General features: G+C 43.4%; 19 protein-coding genes and 2 pseudogenes. 2 read left to right on the plus strand and 19 right to left on the minus strand.

Annotation, left to right across the window (positions count from 1 at the left end):
* Window positions 1–9: 9 nt before the first annotated feature.
* The 8 genes from MH117_RS18705 to MH117_RS18740 all read right to left on the minus strand — a co-directional run bounded on the left by MH117_RS18705 (window position 10) and on the right by MH117_RS18740 (window position 9531).
* The gene (locus tag MH117_RS18705) at window positions 10–882 is read right to left on the minus strand and encodes a carbohydrate ABC transporter permease (protein WP_239331193.1); all 873 of its coding nucleotides are present in this window, start codon (window positions 880–882) and stop codon (window positions 10–12) included.
* Window positions 879–1703: a hypothetical protein gene (locus MH117_RS18710; RefSeq protein ID WP_239331195.1), complete on the minus strand. Its 825-nt coding sequence runs from the start codon at window positions 1701–1703 to the stop codon at window positions 879–881. Before MH117_RS18710 ends, MH117_RS18705 begins: the two co-directional genes overlap by 4 nt.
* Window positions 1693–2268, minus strand: a complete 576-nt coding sequence (locus MH117_RS18715; RefSeq protein WP_239331197.1) for a sigma-70 family RNA polymerase sigma factor — start codon at window positions 2266–2268, stop codon at window positions 1693–1695. The genes MH117_RS18710 and MH117_RS18715 overlap by 11 nt, the downstream gene beginning before the upstream one ends.
* Before the next feature lie 503 nt (window positions 2269–2771).
* Window positions 2772–3833, minus strand: a complete 1062-nt coding sequence (locus MH117_RS18720; protein ID WP_239331199.1) for an NAD(P)/FAD-dependent oxidoreductase — start codon at window positions 3831–3833, stop codon at window positions 2772–2774.
* A gap of 40 nt (window positions 3834–3873) precedes the next feature.
* Window positions 3874–4872 carry a FecCD family ABC transporter permease gene (locus tag MH117_RS18725; RefSeq protein WP_239331201.1) on the minus strand — a complete coding sequence of 333 codons (999 nt, stop codon included), beginning with the start codon at window positions 4870–4872 and terminating at the stop codon, window positions 3874–3876.
* Complete coding sequence (locus MH117_RS18730; protein ID WP_239331203.1) at window positions 4865–5878, minus strand: FecCD family ABC transporter permease; 1014 nt, start codon at window positions 5876–5878, stop codon at window positions 4865–4867. The genes MH117_RS18725 and MH117_RS18730 overlap by 8 nt, the downstream gene beginning before the upstream one ends.
* Before the next feature lie 108 nt (window positions 5879–5986).
* A complete protein-coding gene (locus tag MH117_RS18735) occupies window positions 5987–7954 on the minus strand; it encodes an ABC transporter substrate-binding protein (protein WP_239331205.1) in 1968 nt (655 codons plus the stop codon).
* Window positions 7955–8436: 482 nt separating this feature from the next.
* Window positions 8437–9531, minus strand: coding sequence for an exosporium glycoprotein BclB-related protein (locus tag MH117_RS18740; RefSeq protein ID WP_239331207.1), 1095 nt, complete (start codon window positions 9529–9531; stop codon window positions 8437–8439).
* 1223 nt (window positions 9532–10754) lie between these two features.
* Here MH117_RS18740 and MH117_RS18745 point away from each other — a divergent pair.
* Window positions 10755–11288: an NAD(P)H-dependent oxidoreductase gene (locus tag MH117_RS18745; protein ID WP_239331209.1), complete on the plus strand. Its 534-nt coding sequence runs from the start codon at window positions 10755–10757 to the stop codon at window positions 11286–11288.
* Window positions 11289–11323: 35 nt separating this feature from the next.
* On the opposite strand, the gene MH117_RS18750 is transcribed toward MH117_RS18745, so the two are convergent.
* From MH117_RS18750 to MH117_RS18795, 10 genes and pseudogenes are all read right to left on the minus strand, one after another.
* Window positions 11324–11683, minus strand: a complete 360-nt coding sequence (locus MH117_RS18750; protein ID WP_239331211.1) for a winged helix-turn-helix transcriptional regulator — start codon at window positions 11681–11683, stop codon at window positions 11324–11326.
* An 18-nt stretch (window positions 11684–11701) separates the two neighbouring features.
* Window positions 11702–12016, minus strand: a pseudogene (locus MH117_RS18755) (nucleotidyltransferase domain-containing protein); the annotation flags it as partial.
* Window positions 12017–12209: 193 nt separating this feature from the next.
* Window positions 12210–13766 carry an ABC-F family ATP-binding cassette domain-containing protein gene (locus tag MH117_RS18760; RefSeq protein ID WP_239331212.1) on the minus strand — a complete coding sequence of 519 codons (1557 nt, stop codon included), beginning with the start codon at window positions 13764–13766 and terminating at the stop codon, window positions 12210–12212.
* A gap of 188 nt (window positions 13767–13954) precedes the next feature.
* Window positions 13955–15271, minus strand: a complete 1317-nt coding sequence (locus MH117_RS18765) for a condensation domain-containing protein (RefSeq protein WP_239331214.1) — start codon at window positions 15269–15271, stop codon at window positions 13955–13957.
* 359 nt (window positions 15272–15630) lie between these two features.
* Complete coding sequence (locus MH117_RS18770; RefSeq protein ID WP_239331216.1) at window positions 15631–16563, minus strand: hypothetical protein; 933 nt, start codon at window positions 16561–16563, stop codon at window positions 15631–15633.
* 193 nt (window positions 16564–16756) lie between these two features.
* Entirely contained in the window at window positions 16757–17902 is a 1146-nt protein-coding gene (gene nagA, locus MH117_RS18775; protein ID WP_239331220.1) for an N-acetylglucosamine-6-phosphate deacetylase, read from the minus strand.
* Window positions 17903–17904: 2 nt separating this feature from the next.
* Window positions 17905–18687: a DeoR/GlpR family DNA-binding transcription regulator gene (locus MH117_RS18780; protein WP_239331224.1), complete on the minus strand. Its 783-nt coding sequence runs from the start codon at window positions 18685–18687 to the stop codon at window positions 17905–17907.
* A 279-nt stretch (window positions 18688–18966) separates the two neighbouring features.
* Window positions 18967–21279 carry a fibronectin type III domain-containing protein gene (locus MH117_RS18785; RefSeq protein ID WP_239331227.1) on the minus strand — a complete coding sequence of 771 codons (2313 nt, stop codon included), beginning with the start codon at window positions 21277–21279 and terminating at the stop codon, window positions 18967–18969.
* 240 nt (window positions 21280–21519) lie between these two features.
* Window positions 21520–21909, minus strand: coding sequence for a VOC family protein (locus tag MH117_RS18790; protein ID WP_239331230.1), 390 nt, complete (start codon window positions 21907–21909; stop codon window positions 21520–21522).
* Between the two features lie 254 nt (window positions 21910–22163).
* Window positions 22164–22388 carry a hypothetical protein gene (locus MH117_RS18795; RefSeq protein ID WP_239331233.1) on the minus strand — a complete coding sequence of 75 codons (225 nt, stop codon included), beginning with the start codon at window positions 22386–22388 and terminating at the stop codon, window positions 22164–22166.
* Between the two features lie 412 nt (window positions 22389–22800).
* On the opposite strand from MH117_RS18795, the gene MH117_RS18800 reads away from it, so the two are divergent.
* Window positions 22801–23034 (plus strand): hypothetical protein, encoded by a 234-nt coding sequence (locus MH117_RS18800; RefSeq protein ID WP_239331236.1) that lies wholly within the window; start codon window positions 22801–22803, stop codon window positions 23032–23034.
* Window positions 23035–23045: 11 nt separating this feature from the next.
* Here the strand turns inward: MH117_RS18800 and MH117_RS18805 are convergent.
* Window positions 23046–23189, minus strand: a pseudogene (locus MH117_RS18805) (IS1595 family transposase); the annotation flags it as partial.
* Window positions 23190–23229 lie beyond the last annotated feature (40 nt).

A 23229-nucleotide genomic window follows, 5' to 3' on the forward strand; every position in this document is an offset into this window, starting at 1 on the left:
CCTCCCGTATCATTCCATAAATTGTGTATATCGCTTTTCTAATCGAAGCAGCATTGTTACGATAATAAAGATAACGATTACCATCATTGCCGCAGCTGCAGACAGCTTCTGCACATCCATCGCGAAGAACATATTGTTCATATAATGTTGAAGTGTATAGATGCTGTCATGCGGGTAGTCTCCTGCGATTAGGTACGTTTCTCGGAAAATTTTGAATGTATTCATAATCGACATCAGGATGACGAAGACCATCGTTGGCGTTAAATAGACGAGTGTAATCCCGTAACATTGGCGCCACTTGCCCGCCCCCTCCAAATCAGCCGTCTCATAGTAATCCCGCGGAATGCTTTGCAGCCCTGCAAGGAATAAAATGATGTTGTAGCCGATATGCTTCCATAGGTAAAAAATAGTGATCACACTTCTTGCCCAGACCGATTTCATCCAATCTACTTGTTCAAGCCCGGCAGCATACAGCCAAGCATTAAGTGATCCATTCCAATCAAAAAGCACTTGCCACACCATCACGATGGATGCCACCGGTACGACCAGTGGCAGGACATAAGCCATCCTTAGAAATTGCCGCAAATAGAGATTCCTGTTCAGTACGAGTGCGATACCTAGTGACAAAAGAAGCATTAGAGGGACATTCACGGTCGTGAACCAGAACGTATTCGAGGCGGCTTTGCGAAAAGAATCACTGCTTAGCAGCTCCTGATAATTCGAGAGTCCAACAAATGAACCGCCAACCGTTCGGTCCAACACGGAGTAGACAAGTCCCATTCCAAACGGAATGAGATAGAATAGAGCAAAACCGATCGCACTTGGCAGCAAGAATGTTACAGCAACTAGCCCTTCTCTTCGGCGGAGAAAATTCCGCTTCATGACTCCTCCGAATCATAAAATGCAACACTTATATTACCTTCTTGAAGGTTTACTTGGAACATCGCCCTGCCATCCGCTGCACGTTTGTAAATGACGATAGATTGATCTATTCCTTGTGCTTCATTCGCATGGCCGACTGCCACTTCCGGCTGATAACCATCGATTCGAAGATCCAGTTGTTTCAAGAATACATTCGCCATCGCGATCGTTTCCGATGGTTGTAATTTCGAAGGAAGCGGGGCTGATGGCTTTGTACCTATTGCTTGAACAAAATGTAACTGCCCTGTTTCCGCATCGACATTGGCTACAACCTCTTGATGCGGCTCTTCGAATGTCTTTCCTTTCTCCATCAATATGAGATTCAATTGATGAATCCGCTTACCTCCATTGATCCCCTTGGTAATTTGTGCGCTTGCAATGTCGAAGTCCTTCGTCTCAGGAAATCCACGATTAATGCGAGCAAGCAAGTCTTGTGCCGTCTTATGCTTGCTAATCTCATCCGCATATAGATTGGTCGTGACATAATCCGAATCCTCATCTTTGGTGACGAAGCTGCGCACATCCTCCGTTCCGGTTAGATTGAGCAAGGCACGAATCTGTGCCGCTACGGCAGGCGCGGTATGAATGACAACGGGTGTGAGAAGGATAACCGCAAGTACACATGCCACCATGCGAACTTTTACAGTTGATTTTGCTTTATTTTTTTCATTGCGATACCGTGCGTAAGAAGCTTCTAGAATGCGCTTTTGCATTTCCGATGGAGTTTCCATTGCCTCCGCACAATCCTGTAGCTTATCGCGCAGCTGTTGTTCAATGGACATATAGTTCTTGCTCCTTTGCTGATTCAAAGTATGGGCTAATCTTGCGAAGCTTCCCCAGTGCAGCATGATGTCTGGATTTGACCGTGCCTACGGGAATGCCCAACAATTCAGCCATTTCATCGAAGGTATATTCGTGATAATAGCGCAGAATGATTACCGTACTGAGTTTGTAGGATAACTGATGAACGATGGTCAGCATCTCCTGATGCGTCTCGGACTCCAGAACCTCACGATCCGAGAACATATGCTCTTCTACCTCCAAGAGCCGCTTCTTCTCGAAGATGCGGAATCTCCTCCAGCTTTTGGTTCGCCACTTCTGTATTTGCTTCAGCGCGATGCCATGCATCCAAAATCGAAAGGGACGATTCGCATCGTAATTGTCGATCGAGCGCCACAGCTGAAAATAAATTTCGTTTATAACATCTTCTATTTCATTTTTTTCCGTCATCAGAAAGACAACGGAGCGGTAGATTTCGGGGAATGACCATTCATAGATCACCTGAAACGCAGACGAATCCCCATCCTTCATCCGTCCAATCCAATACTCAATATCAATATCTTTCATGAAAAAAGGGCCCTCCTAAGTAAGCTTACACTCTATATTGCCACGATCATTCGAAAAGGTTCGATAAATGCCCTAAAAAATTTAGGATAAATCATTTCGTTTGGATGCAAATCACTTTTACTTCATCAAACTGAGCACATATCTATATATCAAAAGTACATACATTTATCGATTTTTAAAATAGCGCGTCATAGCTTTTTTAGCTTTTGCCAGACTAGATAGCCTAGCTACCTGCCAATTAGAAGCCTGCTTGCTATGATGTTAAATAATTATAGTGTTATGTAAGATAACCGTTAGTTCTTCGGATTCCAGCGGACTGATAATTTGGCAAAATACACACCATATATACTTCAAGCAACCACGCTCTCTGAAATAACACGTCCATAGTTAAGATCTTGTACCCCCAAAACAAAAAAAGCCACTAAAATAGCGACTTTGATTGGGATGATATTGTTGTCCCCCGACATATTTATTATTTTGGTTCTAAAACGTTAGTCGTTCATTCAGCTGCAATCCTCTACTAGTTCGAGCGCCCTGTTCATCTCGTCAAACTTGCTGTTATTCGAGGAAACCTGAGCTCTTGTAGGCGCATTCGGCTCAATATACAGCTTGGCACTATTTACGGCTAAAGCTGCGTCCGTGAAAGCTCCAGCAATAAGATACAACTTACTGCCGTAATTTGCCGTATCTCCAGCCACAAACACACCGGGAAGATTGGTTGCCAGTTTCTCATCCGCTTTAAAATTCCAATCCTCTCTCGCTAGCCCCCAATTCAGCATAGGACCGAGATCACCGCGCAAGCCATGATTAATTAAGACGGCGTCCACCGCGAGACGCTTCAGCCCCGTTTCCTTTGTCCATTCCCCGTCCTCATTTAATGGTGCAATCGAAACAGCATCAAGCCGCTTGCCATTCCCGTATAAATCCGTAATAACATATGGCGTAAGCACTTGAACGTTTGATGCCTTCATCTGTTTCACATTCTGCTCCAGCCCGCCGAAGTGTTCCCGTCGGTGTACGAGCGTCACCGATGCTGCGATTTCCACTAGTGCATTAGCCCAATCGATAGCCGAATCCCCACCTCCAGAGATGAGTACTCTCTTATCGCGAAAGCTTGCCAATTCCGTGACGGTATAATGGAGATTTGTCTTTTCGTAATTCTCTGCTCCAGGCAGGTCAAGCCTAGCAAGCTTCAGCGCACCATGGCCTACTGCCAAAATCAGCGTCCGGCTCCAGTGCTGCTCTCCGGTTGCAGACGTTATGAGCATCGTACCATCAGCCATTCTCTCCAGCCCGGTAATTTGTTGACCCAACACAATAGTTGGATCAAATGTTTGAGCCTGTCGGGTCATGACCTGGGTCAGTTGCGCGGCGCGAACGGGTGCCAGGCCGCCGACATCCCAGACGATCTTCTCGGGGTACATCAACGTCCTTCCCCCAAGTTCCTCTCTCGCCTCGATCAACTTCGTCTTCATATCGCGCATTCCGCTGTAAAAGGCAGCATATAGACCCGCCGGTCCTCCACCAATGATGGTAACGTCATAAAGATCTAGTTTCTTCGCCATTCTTTCCCTCCTCTGTTCCTGATCTCCCCTGCAAGTTGAGCTAAGTCTTCTTGCGTTTAAATAACAAATACATGAAGAAAGGAGCACCAATGCCTGCTGTGAATACACCTGCTGGAATATCCAGCGGCTGAAAAAGCATTCTTCCCGCCAAATCCGCCAGCAGTAGAATGATTGCACCTATAAACGCGGATACCGGGATAATGATCTTGTAAGAATTACCGACAATCCTCCTGGCGATATGCGGTGCCATCAATCCTATGAACGAAATCGTACCGGCTACGCCAACCGCAGCGCCGGCAAGCGCAACGCTATAAAATAAGAGAATCATCCGACTAAGCTGAATCCTGCTTCCAAGCCCACGAGCGACATCTTCGCCCAAGGATTGCACATTTAATTCTTTCGCCAGCAGCAGTGACAAAGGAATGAACACCGCTACCCACGGCCAGAGCATCTCGACATAGCTCCAATTGGTACCATATATGCTCCCCGTCATCCAATTAAGCACTTGAGCGGCCAGATACGCCGGCCCGCTAATAAGCAGGAACGTGGTGAGCGCCCCCATTGCGGTAGAAATGCCAATGCCGATCAGCACCAACCGGAACGGCGACACACCTTTTTTCCAAGCTAATACATAATTGATAGTAGCCGTAACCAATGCACCGCCGATAGCAATGAACGGTACCCAGTGAATGCTGTAGCCCGTCACGAAAGTCATGAAGGCAACCACAGCTACCGATGCTCCTCCGGTTATACCCAGCAGATCAGGCGAAGCGAGCGGATTACGAATAACGCCCTGCAATAATGCACCGGCTGCTGCTAATGCTGCACCAATGAGAATAGCCGCTACTATTCGAGGCAGACGGAACTGCATAATGATCAGGTTGCTGGCTTCCATATTTCGGCCGGCAAGAGAAGCAAACACCTCCTCTAGAGGAACGCCAACGCCCCCAAGCGATAAACTAACAAGCGACAAGGCGACAACGATAAAAGATAAAGCGATAAACATGAATGTATATTTCGCTGTATGCGGATTAAGCATGTTGTTTCCTCCTGGCCACATGAATCAGAAAGGGAACTCCGATAATCGCCGTTGCGACGCCTACTGGAACTTCTTTGGTTTCCAGAATAAAGCGTGACGCTAAATCTGCAGTCACTAGAAGGATCGCACCGACAATTGCCGTATAAGGAAGCAGCCATTTGAAATCATGCCCAATCATATATCTGCACAAGTGAGGGACGATAAGCCCGACGAAAGCGATCGGACCAGCTGCTGCTACCGAACTTCCCGCCAATAGTACGATTGCCGCAGCCGACAGTACGCGCACCAGTGTCAAACGCTGTCCCAAGTTTCTCGCGCTATCGTCTCCAAGCGCCATAATGTTTAACGAGCTCGCCAATAGTAGTGAGATCGCTAACCCTATTACCATATAAGGCAGTACCATCAGCAAATGCTCCAAATCTCTTCCTTCTACGGAGCCGATCATCCAGAATAGCGCAGATTCGAGCGACTGCTTATCAATAAGAATAATGCCCGATGTAATAGAGGAAGTGAAAGCTGCCATACAAGCGCCAGCCAAGGTCAGCTTTACCGGCTCGAACCCGCCTCCTTGCAAGCCCAGCGTATAGACGGCCGCTGATGTTGCAACCGCGCCTGCGAAAGCAAGCCAGACCATGCCGCTCATCGTTAACGAGGAGCCGAACGCGAGCAGGCCAATGACAATAAATAGCACTGCGCCCGCATTTACGCCGAGGACGGAGGGCGAAGCAAGCGGATTCCTTGTCAGAACTTGCATAATTGCCCCGGCTACAGCTAAGCTTGCCCCTACCAGTGCCGCAACCAAGGTTCGGGGAACGCGAGCCGTCGTCAGAATAAGATGTTCGTTGGAGCCGTCGAAATGACTGTAAGCCTGCCATAGGTCTTTTAACCCGAAGTAATGAAGACCGTACAATACACTGCACAACATACTAATCAGCAGCAGGATCGCGCTGACAGCTAGGCCGGCGAGCTTTCGCTTGCTGCTTCGCGTTAGAAAAGAACCATTCATGCCTGCACCGAGTCTCCTTTTCATTGGCAGTTCTAACAACTAAACTGCCAGAATCGTCAACAAGCTGACGCGAATACAGCGTCAGCTTGTCGATCCGATAAGCCTTTATTATTTTACATCAAAGTATTTAACGAGTTCATCCAGCAGCAGATTAGCCGCTTCATATCCACCTGCCGAGTTCCATATGGCTTCATCGACTTGAATAATCTTATTGTTCTTGCTAACACTCAAGTTCTGGAACAACGGATCTTTTTTCCACTCCTCCACGACCTTCGCCGCATCATTCTTGCCTGGAGACTCTGATACGAAGTAGAATAGCACATCACCATCCATACTAGGTATCGTCTCTTTGGACATAACTTCTATAAAGGAGTCTTTATCCTGCGATGCTGGCCGGGCAATGCCTAATTGGCTCAAGAGCACACCGGAGAACGTTTGCTTCTGGTAGATACGAACTTGTTTGGCGGAGAAGCGGACCACTGATACTTTCGTTTCCGCTTTGCTGCCAAGCTTGGCCTTCACATCCGCGACACGTTTGTCGAAGGCCTCCATAACCTGCTCTCCTTCTTTCTGTTTGTTTAAGGCTTCGGAGTAAAGCTTGAAGTTGATTTTCCAATCTCCTGCAAGATCATCGGAAAATATCGTCGGAGCAATCTGCTTTAATTGGTCATAAATTTTCTCCTGTCTGACCTTATTGCCGATAATCAGATCGGGCTTGAGGCTCGCGATCATTTCAATATTCGGCTGCAGCTCGTCTCCAACAACGGTGACCCCTTCCATCTCTTGCTTGATATGGTCGTACCAAGGATCGCCAATCCAAGACTGAACGGCTCCGACCGGTTTGATGCCGACTGCCAACAGCGCCTCCGTTCCTTCATTGGTCAATATAACAATACGTTCAGGGGTGCCTGTGAGCGTTTCTTCCCCCATCGCATGTTTAATTACTCTTGTGTCACTCGCCGGGCTTGCAGCAGGACTTGTGGAAGCTGCTACATTACTACTGGGCGAGCTGCTGTTTGCCGATGTGGCGTTCGTTCCTCCTGTTGTGCATGCGCTTAACAAGAGGGTGAAACAAAATAATAAAGTTGCTGCCATTGCTGTTCTCGACTTGCGATACATCGGTAATACCCCTTCTCTCTTATAATGATAACGATTCTCAAACTCATTACCAATATAACGCTGCTGCCTTCTAGCAACAATGGGAGATCTAAACATAACGGATGGATTATTTCGACACTGCTCCTGCTGCATCGCAGCTTCTTTAAAGCTTGTGGGAGAAGCACCTTCGTATTTCTTGAAGATACGGCTGAAATAATAGCTGTCGGTATAGCCTACGCTCTCTGCAATTTCCTTCAAGGTAAAATCGGTGGACAGAAGCAAATGCTTCGCCTTGCTCATCCGTAATTGAATCAAATAGTCGATCGGGCTCGTTCTGACTTGCTTCTTGAAGGCGCGCAGCAGTTGCCTGGAGCTGCAATCAAGGTGTTCAAGCAGCGACTCAAGTGTAATCGGCTCCCGATAGCGCTCATGAATATAACGTACTGCTTGGGCCACTAGATCAGGCTTGACTGCTATCACATTCTGTCGTTCCATCTGCTCCAGTATTTCATGGACCATTTGATAAAAAATCGCTTTAACTTGAAGTTTCTCTATTAGATTCGAACGATGCCACTCCTTGCTCATGGAGGTGACATGATGGAAGATGGAGATCGGGTAATGAGGCTTGAACACATACTGCATTTGAAACGGATTGTGCTGCTCTATCAATTTGACAGTTTCTTTACGGGCTGGTAGCGCTAGCACCGCTTTATACATAATCATATAATAATCCAGCAGCTCCTCTGCCGTAATATCAAGATAGAAGCCCTTGCCCCCATGGATCAAGGAAAACCGGCTGACGTGGTGTGCAATGCCGTCCAGCTGGAGTTGTGCGCTGCCTCTAGTCACATATATGAAGGCACTTGATGGCAATCTGTATGCATGCAGCTCCTCTTCTTGCTCCATTTTTGTATGCCGTACATCTATGATCTTAATGAATGCCTGATTCCATAGCAAAGCTTGATCATTCAATTTCACTGTCTTGCGCTCCTCTTCTCTTTTACTCTATGTTGTGAGATCTATACCTTCATCTTATATGATACTGATTATCATTTGCAACGATAATTGCATGTCCATTTCCCAGCGGCTCTTGTTACATATTGCCATCTTCGATTCCTTACAAAAACTACTTCTGATCCAACAAAATTGGGTTCTGACGGGCGCTGGATTACCACATAAAGAGTAACATAACGTGGAATGAGGAGGGTCAGACCAATTCAGCTATGTTCATATTTCCATTTAGAAGCAGTGTGTCATTTTTAATCTAATTTATTAATAAAACCACACAGGGCATCCCAATAAATGAGTTCGACTGTTATAATGAAAAATTCCTTCAAGCTACCCGCTAGCATATGTAGTCAGCTTAATTGCAATTAACATATTTTTAGATTAACCAGTCGCCAATTAATATTTGACGACTGGCCGCTTATCCGCAAAGTAATACTAATAAATTGATTACTTTAATTTATCGTAATACCGCCACTTGCATATCCTGCAACAGAATTTATTAATGATATTCCAGTAGCGGTTGCAGAGAATACGAGCAGAAGTCGGTCTTGAGGTGAAACTGGAATAGCTAATCCAGGTGTCAAACCATTGCTGACTTGACCTATGGCAATAATTCCTGTTAGCGCAGGTGCCAGTGTAACAGAAGCTCCAGGTATTGCAACAAATGTGTTATTTGGTGTTGTTGATCTAAATAATTGTGCAGTGATGGTAATTGTTGAACCAACTAGTGCTAGAGCTAAGGTCGTGCTAAAATATGCTGCAATATTCGTAATTGTCCCTGCGCGTGGTACTGAAAATGCAAAGTTTAGTAGAGTTCCTCCTGCTCCAGTTAAATCTATAGTGCCTCCAACAATGCTAACACCTGTTCCTGAATTCCCAAATCCAACTAAACTAGAGGTTCCAATAAGTCCACCTGCAATAGTTGTTAAAATAACAGGAAGACCAGATGCATAAGGTATAATTGCACTAGATCCTGTTACTCCCGTCGCTCCAGTAGCGCCAGCGACTCCTGTTCCCCCAGTGGCACCAGTAGCACCCGTTGCCCCAGTAGCGCCAGTTGCACCTGTTGCTCCGCCAGCAGGCCCAGTGGCGCCTGTCACACCTGTATTACCTGTAGCTCCAGTAGTACCGGTTCCTGTTGCTCCTGTCGCTCCAGTAGCACCTGTACCACCTGTACCGCCAGTAGCTCCTGTTGCTCCTGTAATTCCACCAGAAGGACCTGTTGCTCCAGTCGCCCCAGTAGGTCCAGTTAATGAAGGTGCTGTCAAGATGCTATTAAGCTTAGACTCTAAGAGCATCTCATTCTTGAGAGCAGTCATTAGTGTATTTTGTACACTATCATCAATTGCTAGCAAATCGCTGATAGTCGCTGGTATTGTTAACCCAGGTAAAGTTCCAACAGCATATTGTATTTTTTCGGCTTCAGCATTAATGACATGACCTAGGCCTAATTCATCTATCGCAATTGATGCTAACAATAAGTTTAACGCATCTTCTCTTGATAATGTGATACTTGGTGTTATATTTGGAAGATTCGCTTGTGACATGATTCCACCTCACATTTATATTTGCTCACGCATTATCTTATGTCTCAGAACTAGTAAAGTTCGTGATTTATGCATATATCCGCATATGACTATCCATATAAAACATAGAATATAAAAGTACATTAATGAAATGAAAAAAAGAGGGTGCCTGTGCCCTCCTTTTAAAAAGATATCTATAAAATTAAATTGTTATTTGCTAGATTAGAGTTTTATCTAAAGGCATTTAATGAATTAGGTTAGTTTTATTCCAACAAATTTAGTCTGATTATTACGCATTAGCTTCACTGGTACAAGTCGCTCATATAAAAATGGGAGGTTTTATTGTCGCAAGCCCCTCTGCCCAAGGGTTACCGAGTAAACGACTGGTACCACTAGAGCCATATGACACTGAAATTTATCATATGCATTTTCTTATAATAAGGTTCCGTAATGAATAACCTCTAGCATAATAATTAATGCAAACCTGTAGGCAGACAATAACGTTCCTGAATTAACCCTTGAGCACCAGCCATATTCAATCATGAGCATTCCCGCCTCGAAAAGGAACGTTTAGAAATTGATACAACTGGTGCCAAAGAGCCATAGGGATGAGATGTCTCAAAAATAGTATATGAATTTAACAAGTTGATTATTCTAATAACTTCAATCAAACAAATAAGACTAATGCGGCTGTACCCACTACACTCTTTGCAGATGGCCACGCTAGCGTAAGTGTACTCGCACTCGCCCCACATACGCAAAACGGCTTTCCTTCTGGCCACGTTGATGGTCTAGTAATCAGGTCCACTGGATTCTTGGGCAGCATCACACTTTGTCCCACTCTGTGCAGTCAGCCACGCTAACGTTAGCGCGCTGGTGCTTATTCCGCTCGTGCTAAGCGCGGCTCCCTGCCCCTTGAACACATGACCTTGCCTATCAGATGTCCAAATATAAGATCCATCCGCTACCTAGATACAAATCGTATGATAGCATGTTATTTTCTTATTAAAAATACAAAATTCTATAATCTCATGGCACATATTTTAACTGTCAAGCTATAATTCAGGTTCGTTATCAGTACCTCTGATCGCTCAAGAGAAGAGGGGAATGCAAGCATTTGCTTCCCTCGCCTTCACGATTAACACTTACCTTTATGTAAGTACCTGTACTAAAAGTGCATACTTACATTTTTATAGTTCTGACCTTATACTCAAGAAGTAATATCACCTAAGGAGGAAAAATCTATGAAAACTCTTGTTATCGTAACACACCCAAGTATAGAGACATCCATCATAAATAAACGGTGGGCAGATGAACTCAAAAAATATCCAGAAAAGTATACTGTACATGAGTTGCATAAAGTTTACCCTGACGGAAACATCAATGTAGAAAAGGAACAACAATTAATTGAATCACATAGTAATCTTGTTTTACAGTTTCCTGTTTATTGGTTTAATAGTCCGCCACTGCTGAAAAAGTGGCTTGACGATGTATTTGCTTATGGTTGGGCATACGGTTCAAATGGAGGCGATAAATTAAAAAACCGCAAAGCTGCGTTAGCTGTATCTGCCGGGATAAAGGAAGAAGACTATCGTGAAGAGGGTAGATACCAGTATACGCTCGAACATTTATTATCCCCTTTTGAAACTTCTTTCCGGTATTGCAATGCAGATTATCGCTCGTTCTTTGCTTTTTATGGTACTGAAAGTTTTGAGCCAAATGCTGGCGAATTGGACAAAAGCGCACAAGATTATCTGAATTTTATTGACAACCTGTAATGAGATAGCCTAATTAGGCCAAAAAGAAGTAATTCCTACTGCTGTACATCCTCTAGAGTTAGATCTCTGTTATTCTCACCCCACTCACACATCATATTTAACAATGGGATCAGGGTTTGGCCACGGGCTGTTAATGAATATTCCACTTTGGGAGGGACTTGAGGAAATTCCTTGCGGTTGATAAGACCATCTGACTCCAGTTCCTTTAACATAATGCTTAGCGTCTTAAAAGAAATGATTCCGATACTTCGCTTCAACTCATTGTGCCGCATAACCTTGTTTTCAGACAGCCAATACAGAATAATCATTTTATACTTACCGCCTATTAAGGACAACGTATACCCAAAGCCGGTATTTTTTAATTCCATGCCAGTAGGGACACAGGTGTCGCGCACAGTTACACTCTCCTTTTAGCCATGTGTCAAGGGCCAATCACCTTCTATTGTTGCGGCTGCTTCCAGCAGGAAAACTGAACTGATTACGTTCACTTCAGCTTTCCAAGGCCCTGCTGACCATTCATAACTAAATTCTACGTTTTCGCTTGAATCATCTATGACACAAAACATCTCAATATCCGAGAAGGGTCCGTCTGTACCCCGGGATACAGATCCATAGACTCCTATTGCGAGTACTTGTTCTTTGTATAGCTTATGGAGTTTAGCCGCAATTTCTTGGCAGATTTGAAGTCTTTCTTTTCGAGAAATTTCTACTGGTCCATTCATGTTCATCTACATACATCTCCCTTTACTATATTACTAGCGAGTGGACTTTGACACATGAATGGAGGACCACGTGCCTAACGGGGAACTTTATCTGGATACATGAGTTCGTTCACCTCCAATTTACTATATGGTAAAGCTACAATAAAATAAGCCGGCGCTATCGCCTCATTGGCGACAGAACCAGCTTAAAGTACCTATATTAAAAAACTTTTGTTGTCCATGATTCACAATTCCATGTTTCTGTAACAATATCCCGATAGAATTCAGGTTCGTGAGAGATAAGCAGGATACTGCCTTTGTAAGCTTTGAGGGCACGTTTCAGCTCTTCCTTCGCATCGACATCCAGATGGTTAGTCGGCTCATCGAGTACGAGCAGATTTGTTTCTCTGTTAATGAGCTTGCATAAGCGAACCTTTGCCTTCTCACCGCCGCTTAGCACAGCGATCTTGCTCTCAATATGCTTCGTAGTGAGACCACACTTCGCCAGCGCCGCACGTACTTCGAATTGGGAGAACGAAGGGAACTCATTCCATATTTCTTCGATGCACGTGTTATAGTTTGTATCCTTAATTTCCTGCTCAAAATAGCCGATATCCAGATTGTCTCCACGTTCAACAGAACCAGAGATCGCTGAAAGCTCGCCTAGAATACTGCGTAGCAGTGTCGTCTTCCCGATACCGTTCGCACCAACAAATGCGATCTTCTGGCCGCGCTCCATACGAAGATTCAATGGTCTAGACAACGGCTCATCGTAACCGATAACAAGATCTTTGGTTTCAAATACTAGCTTACTGGAAGCTCGCGAATCCTTGAAGTTGAACTGCGGCTGGGGCTTCTCCTTCGCCAGCTCGATGACATCCATCTTATCCAGCTTCTTCTGCCTGGACATCGCCATGTTGCGTGTAGCAACACTTGCCTTGTTACGCGCAACAAAGTCCTTCAGATCGGAGATCTCCTGCTGTTGACGCTTATAAGCAGATTCCAACTGCTGTTTCTTCATTTCATACACTTGCTGGAACTTATCATAATCACCAACATAGCGGTTCAACTCTTGGTTTTCCATATGATAGATCAAGTTAATAACGTTGTTCAGGAAAGGAATATCGTGCGAAATGAGAATAAATGCATTCTCATAAGTTTGCAGATATCGCTTCAGCCATTCGATATGCTGCTCATCAAGATAGTTTGTGGGCTCATCCAATAACAGGATGTCCGGCTTCTCTAGCAATAGCTTCGCCAACAACACTTTGGTACGCTGACCGCCGCTGAGGTCATTTACGTCTTTGTCCAGACCGATATCATTCAGCCCGAGTCCACGAGCTGTTTCTTCGACTTTGGCATCAATCAAATAGAAATCTTGATTAGTCAACGTATCTTGAATCGTACCTACATCTTCAAGGAGCTTCTCCAGCTCTTCCGGTGTTACGTCCCCCATCTTGCCGTACATGTCATTCATTTCTTGTTCCAAGTCAAATAAGTATTGGAAGGCTCCCCTCAAAACATCACGGATCGTCGAGCCCTTGCTCAACACGGCATGCTGATCAAGATATCCAACACGCATCCGCTTGGACCATTCCACCTTACCTTCATCTGGCTGCAACTTGCCAGTAATAATATTCATAAATGTGGACTTGCCTTCGCCGTTGGCGCCAATCAGTCCAATGTGCTCGCCTTTGAGCAGACGGAAGGACACGTCCTTAAAGATCGCACGGTCTCCGAAGCCGTGACTTAGTCGTTCTACGTTTAATATGCTCATGCATGACACCTTTTCTTTTATACTTTGTACTAGAACATTATAAACGTTGTAGCGACTAGAACTCAATGTATCCTCTTCTATTTTATGAAAAATAACATTTACTTCTGTTCCAACCCCGATTCTAACCTGCTATGCAATCCCATCAGAACTGAACGCTAAAACCTTTGAATTTAATAAGTGGTGAATGGCTATGTCGTCAGCTCCATCATTATGTCGTCAAGAAGTCTGCTTACTTCTTGTTCAGAAACAGCGGGTGTATGGTAACCTACGCACAAAGTGAGTATATTACGATATGAGCTTACACCCAGACAGAAAAAGGGGGCGTACATAATCGGCGAAGTCATATAACCATTTACTGTATTACAAGCTGCAAATTGGATAGTGTGTTCTGAGATGACGCCGAAATTCGTCATTAGCGGCAATGCCATTTGCAGCTGACTGACCATCTCATGCTGCTTGGCCATCCCTGCTTTTGCAGTAGAAAGAGGCATTGCAGCCATCTTCTCCATTCCTGCTGCAGAAGACAGGCCGGGAGTATGCTTTTTAATTGCATCCATGGCGTGCTTCACCTTCTCTAAAGTTGCTTCAAATAGCTCGCCGTCGTTCATCTCAATCTCAGGCATTTCCATACCGGATAAATTACATAATGCTCCTGTTGTGCGGCTCGGCAAATACCGGCGCAGATCGACTGTTATGCCAATGGCCTTTTCCTTGGTACGAGGCGCCATGTAGACTGCTTGCTTGGCAATAGAGCGAAAGTACGCCGCAAGCACTCCGTCATTGAGCGTTGCCCTAGCTGCCTTGGTTCGGTTAATGAGCTTTTCTGTCTGGTATTGTTCCAGACTTCTCACTGCAATAACAGGAGTTAGATTCTCTTGAGAAGTGGATGGGAAAGACCAAAGGGAAGCAATTCCTGCTTGCTGTTGGTGGGCTGACCAAATATCTGTTATTCCCGCTGCAGCAAACAGTGGAGTTTGGTCCCTAAAACCTTGTTTGCCCTCCATCATGACTTGATGGATCGTTTGGTAAGACTCTCCCTCAAATAACCGGGTATATAGCGTGGCCAATAGCTGGATAAACTCTTTCACCCCTGCCCCATCCATGCAAAGATGTGATATTTTCAAGCACAACGAATCATGTCCAGATCTAAACAGCCGTGCCTCTAGCATTGGACCGTTAACCCAGTCAATCGGCTGGGCTATGTAGGCTTCTATTAGGGAGTCTCTTTCATGATCTTGACAATTTTGAACAGACAATATCGACTCGATCGCACGTTCTGTATATTTTTCCCAATAAGGTGTTTCAGCTTCTACAAATCTACTGTTTAAAATAGGATTTTTGACAGATGTTAGTTGAAGAGCCTTCTGTAATAAATTTGTATCGAGCTGCCCAGCAAAATGTAGTACAGTCCCAATTTGTTGGACTGCAGTAAACAGCCCCATTAAGTAATTCATCCGATCCTGTGATGCAGCTGGATATATAATAACTTCTTGTTCTTCCTTCATAAGTAATCCGCCTCCTGTCAATAAATGTATCGATTATTATTTTTATAATTAAACAAACAATATAATGTTTCGTCTACTTATATAATAAACGTATTTTAAATATATTTATAAAGATAGTCAATATACTTCTTTTTCGGGAAAATAGATCGTATATCAGATCGGTATCATATGCATTCTAATTCCAGATTTTTTTGAGGGTAAAATAAAAAACCGCGATCATCGCGATTACTTCACAAACAACGGAGGACACGACTCTTATCTGTCTACATTTGAGCTGAATTCTGCAATTCCTGTGATAGGGCTTCTCTCGTCTCTCTGAGGTACGTGGGCAATGAGTCCCATATCAGCCTAGGCCTTATTTATAAAGCGGTAACAGCTGCCTCAAACTCCCCCTCCACTTCAGAAAGCTGTTCTAGCGTATCTGCGAGAACGCACCACTCTTGTAACATCGCAGCAGATTGGCATTTGCCAAATAATCGGGCTTGTAGTTCTTTTAAATGTGCTAACTGCGTATGACTGCCAGCAAAAAATCTTGAAAAGTCCATAGCCCGTTTCGCACCAAGCGGTAGTGCAAAATGTATAAGATGTTCGATCTCTCCGTGGACAAGATTTCCGCTTCTGATATGTTCGGCTTTAGCGAGAATGGCGTTTGTACCGACCACGTAATTAGAATCAGTTCCATATATTGCTTGTTGCTTATAACGGGATTGAAATAAACGGAGGGAGCGCTCATAAACAAGTTCTACTGAAGGGGACTCTATCCGCTCAGGTGACAGCCAATAACGGTAAGAGCCTTGGCTGCACTTGATTCGTTCCGCCTTCCAGGCCAGATCCAACTGCTCTAACGGCAGCCATACATACGGATATCCTGCTGGATCGTGCAGCATTATTTCTTGTACATTGATGTCTAATGCAAGAACATAATGATCACTTCCTCCCACATATCGATAATTTGGATTGTAGGTTAAATGCCCCATATCCAAAGGCCCTAACATGATCGGTGATACGGCAAGATCTTCTCTTAATTCGTCCAACGGCATTAGTGCCCCGTCTTGTTTCACTTTTTCTTGAACATGAAAGCCGAGTATATCAAACGCTCGGTTAACACCTTCATCAGGGCTGCTTGAGCAGCTATCGAAGAAGATCCTATTAGATTCTGAAAGAAAAGCTCCTAACGCGAATCCTGTCATAACTTCAAAGAAGCCAGGCTCAACATCCTCACCGATCGTCGACAACAGCATCGAAGCCGAATTGGCATAACAATATGCGCCATTTCCCAAATAACGTGTCATATCATTCATCCTTTCATAACCGCTCATGTATTTCTTTGCTCTTTATTCAGCGAGCTAGATTAAAAGCGACACTATTATTCATGATGCCAGTCGAAATGGATGTCTTACTTGTTAACGCTTACCTTCCAACAAAAAGACGATCAACACTGATGATTCATGTGGTTGATCGTCTTTTTGTTATTATTCGAATGAATTAGACCCGTTTTCCCTCAATCATCGTCCATTGTACTTCATACTTCTCATTGAGAAGAACAAAATCTGCGTCATAGCCGAGTTCAATTTTCCCTTTGTTCGTCAGACCTAAAATACGAGCAGGTGAGGTTGAAGCCATTTGTACAGCATCTGTGAAGGATATTCCATGCGCTGTAGTTAGTCGCAACGCTTCATTCATTGTTACCGTACTTGATGCCAAAGTACCATCCGCTAACCTTGCAACTCCCTCGGATACCGTGACATGATGGCCACCAAACAGATATTCTCCATCCCCCATACCCATCGCTTGAAGCGCGTCTGTAATCAGTACCATCCCTTCCGGTCCTTTAATACGATGCATCAGACGGATGATTGCTGGATGAAGATGAACTTCGTCGACGATCGCTTGCAGACTTACATGCGGCTCCTCGAATGCGGCAACGATCAGACCGGGGTCCCGATGATGAATTGGTCTCATGCCATTAAAGCAATGTGTCACATGACTCGCGCCTGCCCCAAATGCTTCCTTCGCTTCCTCATACGTGGCATCAGAATGCGCAACGGCAATGACAACTCCTTGCTCCTTTAAATAGGAAATCAGCTCTAGTCCACCCGGCAATTCTGGAGCAATCGTCACCATTTTTATAAGCGAACCAGCTTCCCGGAATATAAGCTTCATTTCATCCAGATCAGGATGGCGAAGATATTTCTCATTCTGCATCCCTTTCCGTCTCGGATTCAAATAAGGTCCTTCCAAATGAATGCCAGCGATCTTAGCTCCTTGCTCACGACCGACCACCGATTTCACGCGGCAAATCATGTTCAGTAGATCATCGATCGTGGAACTTACAGTTGTCGCCAAGAATGAAGTGCATCCGGTGGCCGCACATGTCTGAGATACTGCTTGAATACTTTCTTCCGTGCCATCCATCATATCGTAGCCATTTGCTCCATGAATATGAACATCTATCATCCCAGGGATGAGCCACATCCCTTTGCCATCTATCCGTTCGTAGTCCTCGTCGAATGTAGAAGCTTCTTGCGTCTCAATGCGCTCTATCTTCCCATCTGTAATCCAAACTGAAGCGGAAGGCAGGATTTGATGTGGGAGCAATACGTTGACATCATGAATGATTATGTTGTTCATTTCTATTCAACTCCGTCCTCAGAATTATTTGTTGTACATTCAATCAGTGTGATATTATTCTGATCTAATACTTCTCTCATTTCACTGTTAACAGACTGATCTGTCACGATAATATCCACGTAATCAAAATCTAACTTAAATCTTGACTTTGCCGCGAATTTCGTATGATCCACAACAAGGATCACTTGATCCGATTGCTTGGCCATTTCCTTCTTCACTCGAACATCATCTTCATAGGGATAATAGAGTCCGTCTGGCTGAATGGACGTTGCCCCGATGTACGCCTTATCTGCACGAATTTCACTAATTTTATCGATAACAGAAGGACCATATAATAGTCGATTCTGCGCATGCAAATAGCCGCCAAGTACATAAATGTTCAAATCATCTCGTTTGGAGAGAATGCTTACATTATCAATTGAATGTGTAACGGCAGTAATCTGCTTCGCTTGAATATGTTCCGCGACAAATTGGACAGTTGTCGATACGTCCAAAAATACCGTCTCATGATCGTGAATCAGCTTAGCCCCAAGCTGACCGATAGCGTTCTTACTGGTGGATTCTTCAATGAGACGTTCCTGATAGGAAGAGAGCTCTTTCTGAAGACTGGGAAGAGCTACCCCGCCATGCGTCCGAACAACGACACCTTCTTGAACCAGTTTGACAATATCTCTGCGCGCTGTGTCTCTGGATACTTGAAAAATCGAGCATATTTCGCCAACACTCATGGATTGATGTTGCTTTAAGTAATCAAGAATGTTTAATAATCTTTCTTCTTGAAACAAACGGGGTGCACTCCTTTAATAATGATTTTATACTTTAACATAAGTATATATAAGTACGTGTAATATTACAATAAGTATTTATAAGTAATTATCGTGATTAACTACACTCTAGAACCTATAATTCACTTACATTATAAGATATACTGCTGAATTACTTCCAACCAGTATGTAACGCCTTTGTGCTGCCCTTATTCAGACAGGCAACGGCAAATAACCTCAGCAGCTTCCGGCCGCCGAGGTTATTTATTGAGTTATACGTTAGAACCTAGATGCGGTTTGTTAATACACGGGAACCGGATTAGCAGGCACTTTGATATCCGCATGTACTGTGCTTGTACTGACCTGAACCGGCTCCGAATTATTTCGAACTCCAGCTGCCTTTATGACAAAATGATAGCTTTTGTTTGGATCAACGTTATTTAATGTATACTTATATTCGGTTTGACCTGCAACAACTGGAATATATACGCTCCAATTTTTGTTCACCTTGTCATCCTGCTCATAAATTCTGAATCCTCTGACAGACTCTGTGACAACCGAAGGGGAATTCCATGAAATAACGGCTTTGCCACCACTCTCGATTTTGACTTTCGCTTGCTCTACCTTAGCAGGCTTATCGTCTGTTCGCTTGATGCTGTACTCGTCGTATTTCTTTACGCTCTCCCCTTTTGCCGCCGTATATGACGTAAATTTGAGAAGTTCATTAGTGATCGAGACATCGGTGAACATTTTTTTGAACGGCTGAGCATTGATAACGGCAAAATAATCATTATAGCCTGGATATTTCTCGTAAAATTTTCCACCTACAGAGTTTGTCATCAGATACACGGTACCCTGAGGATTGACTACATTACCTTGGGGATCTTTAATTACGTTTTTAATAGGCTTATCGTTCAGCATTTGATAAGATCTCATATACATATGGTCATGTGCTTCGAACACAATATCTATGCCCATCTCATCGAATACAGGTATCAAGTACTTCTTATAGAATTGGATGCGGCTATCTTCCCACTGCCCCGCATTGTCGCCTGAGGAATACGGACCTTTATGAAAGGATACGAATTTCCACTTCTTATCGGTTTTTGCAACTTGATTCCTCATCCAATCCAACTGGGCATTGAATTCAGGATCTACCCAATCCAGTTCACCTTTTTTATTGAGTGCTCCCTCGAACTGGGAGTTAAATTGCATAAAGAGCGCATCCCCATATTCAAAAGCATAAACAGAACCCTCATGAGTGCCTGTAACTACGCTTTTTGGCAAATTAAAATGGTTGTAAAAATTATTGTTATCTGTCGTTTCATCCCCGTCATAGTCTTTGACTTCATGTCCGCCAAGCACAGGAACAAAAGGAACACGAGCAAATTCATACTGCGGAACGCCTAGAAACCATTGCCATTGGGATTCCAAATCGCCGTTATCCACCAAGTCCCCGGTTAAAATAAAGAACTTCGGATCGCCAATATGATCAATCGCCTTGCGGAATGTATCTTGCCACAGCTCAAATGTAGATTTACTGGAGCCCTGCGAGTCGGAGCCTACAACAAAGCGGAAATCCGCATTATTCACTTGATCGGTAGTAAAAGAACCAATAGGGCCCCATCCATCTGCATCTCCATTGCCAGCACGGTATTTGTATGCCGTAGCCGGCTTGAGCTGATTTGCAATGACCTTATGGCTTGCAAATTTCTCCTTTTTCTTAGCTGATCGATCACCTTTCACCATGAAAGTCTCAATAATAGTGGAACTTCCGGTATACACAGTCGCTTTAGCTTCTGGGAATACATCATTTACTACTTCTGCGGCTTCAACAACCTGCAGCTTTGTTCCTGATACGTTTTTTGGTGTGTACCATGCAAATGCCAGACTAGTTTTGGGATCTCCGTTGAATGTCATATTTAACAATTGGGGAATTTTCTGAGAATTTAGTGTTTTGCGCTCGCCGCTGACCACAACATCTCTTATTCTGCTCGAGCCCGTATTTCCTATCGAGTCACTTCCTGATACTCGTGCATTAGAGTTCACAAGCCAGCGAATATATAATCGATTTTGATCATTGGCTTCGTTTGGAAGCAGAGCATCTACTAATGATCCTGTAGCATTGTAGTCAGTTCCTAGTAGAAGCGTACCTTTGTTTACGTCTTTCCAATTAGTTAAATCTGTGCTTATTTGGACCTTGAAATCTCTTGGTCCTGAGGAAGAGGATTTCTGTTGTGAGGATAAAGTGATATTTTCCAGGCCTTTTGTTGAGAGGGTGGCAATCCAAGCCTTTTTGTCTTTACCATTATCCCAACCTTGATAACGAATGCTTTTTTCGCTTTCTTCAAAAGTAAAGCCCTGTCTGTTACTTCCCCCAACCTCTTGTACGATCGACGAGGAATCTTTATAAAGGCCTGATGAAGCATTAAACACCCCGGGGTCATTTTTAATGCTCGTAAAATCCCATTTTGCTGCAATTTCAGTACTTGCCACCACTGTCTGTTCTTCCACCTCGTCAGCAAAAGCCAAATTGGTGAATAACAACATAAACATGACTAACATAGCAACTGCTCGATAACATTTCTTTTGCAAAGCACGATTAACCTGCATTTCATACCCTCTTTTCTCATAAAATATAAATCTTTATCCAAAGAGATGGTAACACACTATTATGTTATGCCTAAGTTATTTACTTAAACTATAAATTTTAAGTTAAAAAACTTGATTTTATGGCTCTTATTAGATTTCTATTATGTTGAAAATCGAATTTCCTGCACTACGAGACATAATTTAAATTGATTCAATAATACCCTCGATTTCATTTTGAATATCTACACTCGACTCAGCTTGTTATTCTGCATAGATGGAGTGGATGTTTCCTTCTGGATCGGCAAAAAAAGCGGCTGTATGTCCCCAAGGCATGAGCGTAGGCTCTTTAATTGCAGTGCCGCCATTTGAAATGATTTTCTCATAGGCTAATTGGACCTGTTCAGGCGAATCACATGGGAAGCATAGTTCCAAAGCTTGTCCCCTATGCGCTTCGGAATAAGAGTGATGGCCATTCGTATTGGCCCCCATTAATTGTTTGGAGCAAATGGACAGGCGAACGCCACTATTTTCAAACTCCACGTACTCTTCAGAGTCGACAATAGTTGGGAATCCAAGCACATCCCGATAAAATCGAGTCATTCGGGGAACGTCATTCGTTAACAACGTAAGTACGGTTACTTGAGGTTTCATATATAAAACTTCCTTTACGGATTTTTTTAGACATGAAGCTAGATTACAGAATATCAGTCTTTAACCTGTATTGAGATCCTCTAGGAACTATTTGTAGACCCCTACAGTCGAAAGCAATCTATTGCTAGTAAGTCATTACGTTATAGGACACTTAAATTTCATTAGTTTGCTAACTACTTCATACTAAAGCTAACCTTGGTTATTAATGTTCAATATTGTAGCAAGATCAATTATGGTGCTCTCTATCCTTTCAACTATTTATTCTTCTGCTTTGCAACTTGCATACCGCCGATGATAAGCATGATAACCCCAATTACTGCTAGAATAATCCGAACTAAGAATGGACTCAATGAAAACACAGTTTCACCTTGCCAGTGCAATCCGAACAACCTTTCATTCAGGCCCACAATCGCCAATAATGGCTTAAGAAACAAACTCAGCGCTAATAATACTATCCCCCAAATAATATTGCTATTCATTGAGTCATAACCTCTTTTCCAATTTAGATAAATGAAGATTAGTTCAAAATAAAACGATCTATCATTGCCTTATTAGAATTTTATCCGATAATGTTATTATTTGGATACTTATCAAGTCTCGTGCAATAATAGAAGAATGTCGACCTAGCTGAAGCCCAATTTTGCGGCAGTACCAACCCAATCAATGCAGCACTTCTAGTTGTCCTCGTTCAATTATGTAAAGCTCATGGTGGGTTCTCCTGTAAATGATGGTTGTGTGGTAACTTCCATTTTACACGACTCCATCCATAGGCTTCTTTGTGATTTTAGCTGTCGCACTTCATATTACAAGTTCGTCATAAAATAAAATTTTTATGTGATTTGGTGTACAATATACATAGAATTATTTTATAGATTAGCTGGAGGTGATCATATGAATTTACTTAATATCTCATTTGTGATATTGATAATAGTAGGATTATTATTCGCCGCTTATGGTTTACATAAAAAATCTCAATTATCAATATTCTTTGGTGGGATGGCTTTCTTAGCACCAGTTTTTCATTTCATTGGTTGGACTCCTGTTTTACCTTTCGTTGCTCCGATTGCATTGGTAATTTCATATTTTGGGATGAAAAAGGTAAACCCGCTTAGACAGACTCTTTAAAGGGTCTTTTTTTATGCACACCTTAACACTTCAACTGTTCTATAATTTGACTTCTGACACGATGAAATAAGCATTTGCTCTACTCGTTTTATCAAACGCTAAGTATAACCAACGAAACCAATAAGGCCGTTATCCAAATATTTTGTAACAACCCCTTAAGGTTCCCAAACCTAAACATTCCCTCCACTATATTTT

Source organism: Paenibacillus sp. ACRRX (assembly GCF_022346885.1).
Taxonomy (GTDB): domain Bacteria; phylum Bacillota; class Bacilli; order Paenibacillales; family Paenibacillaceae; genus Paenibacillus_B.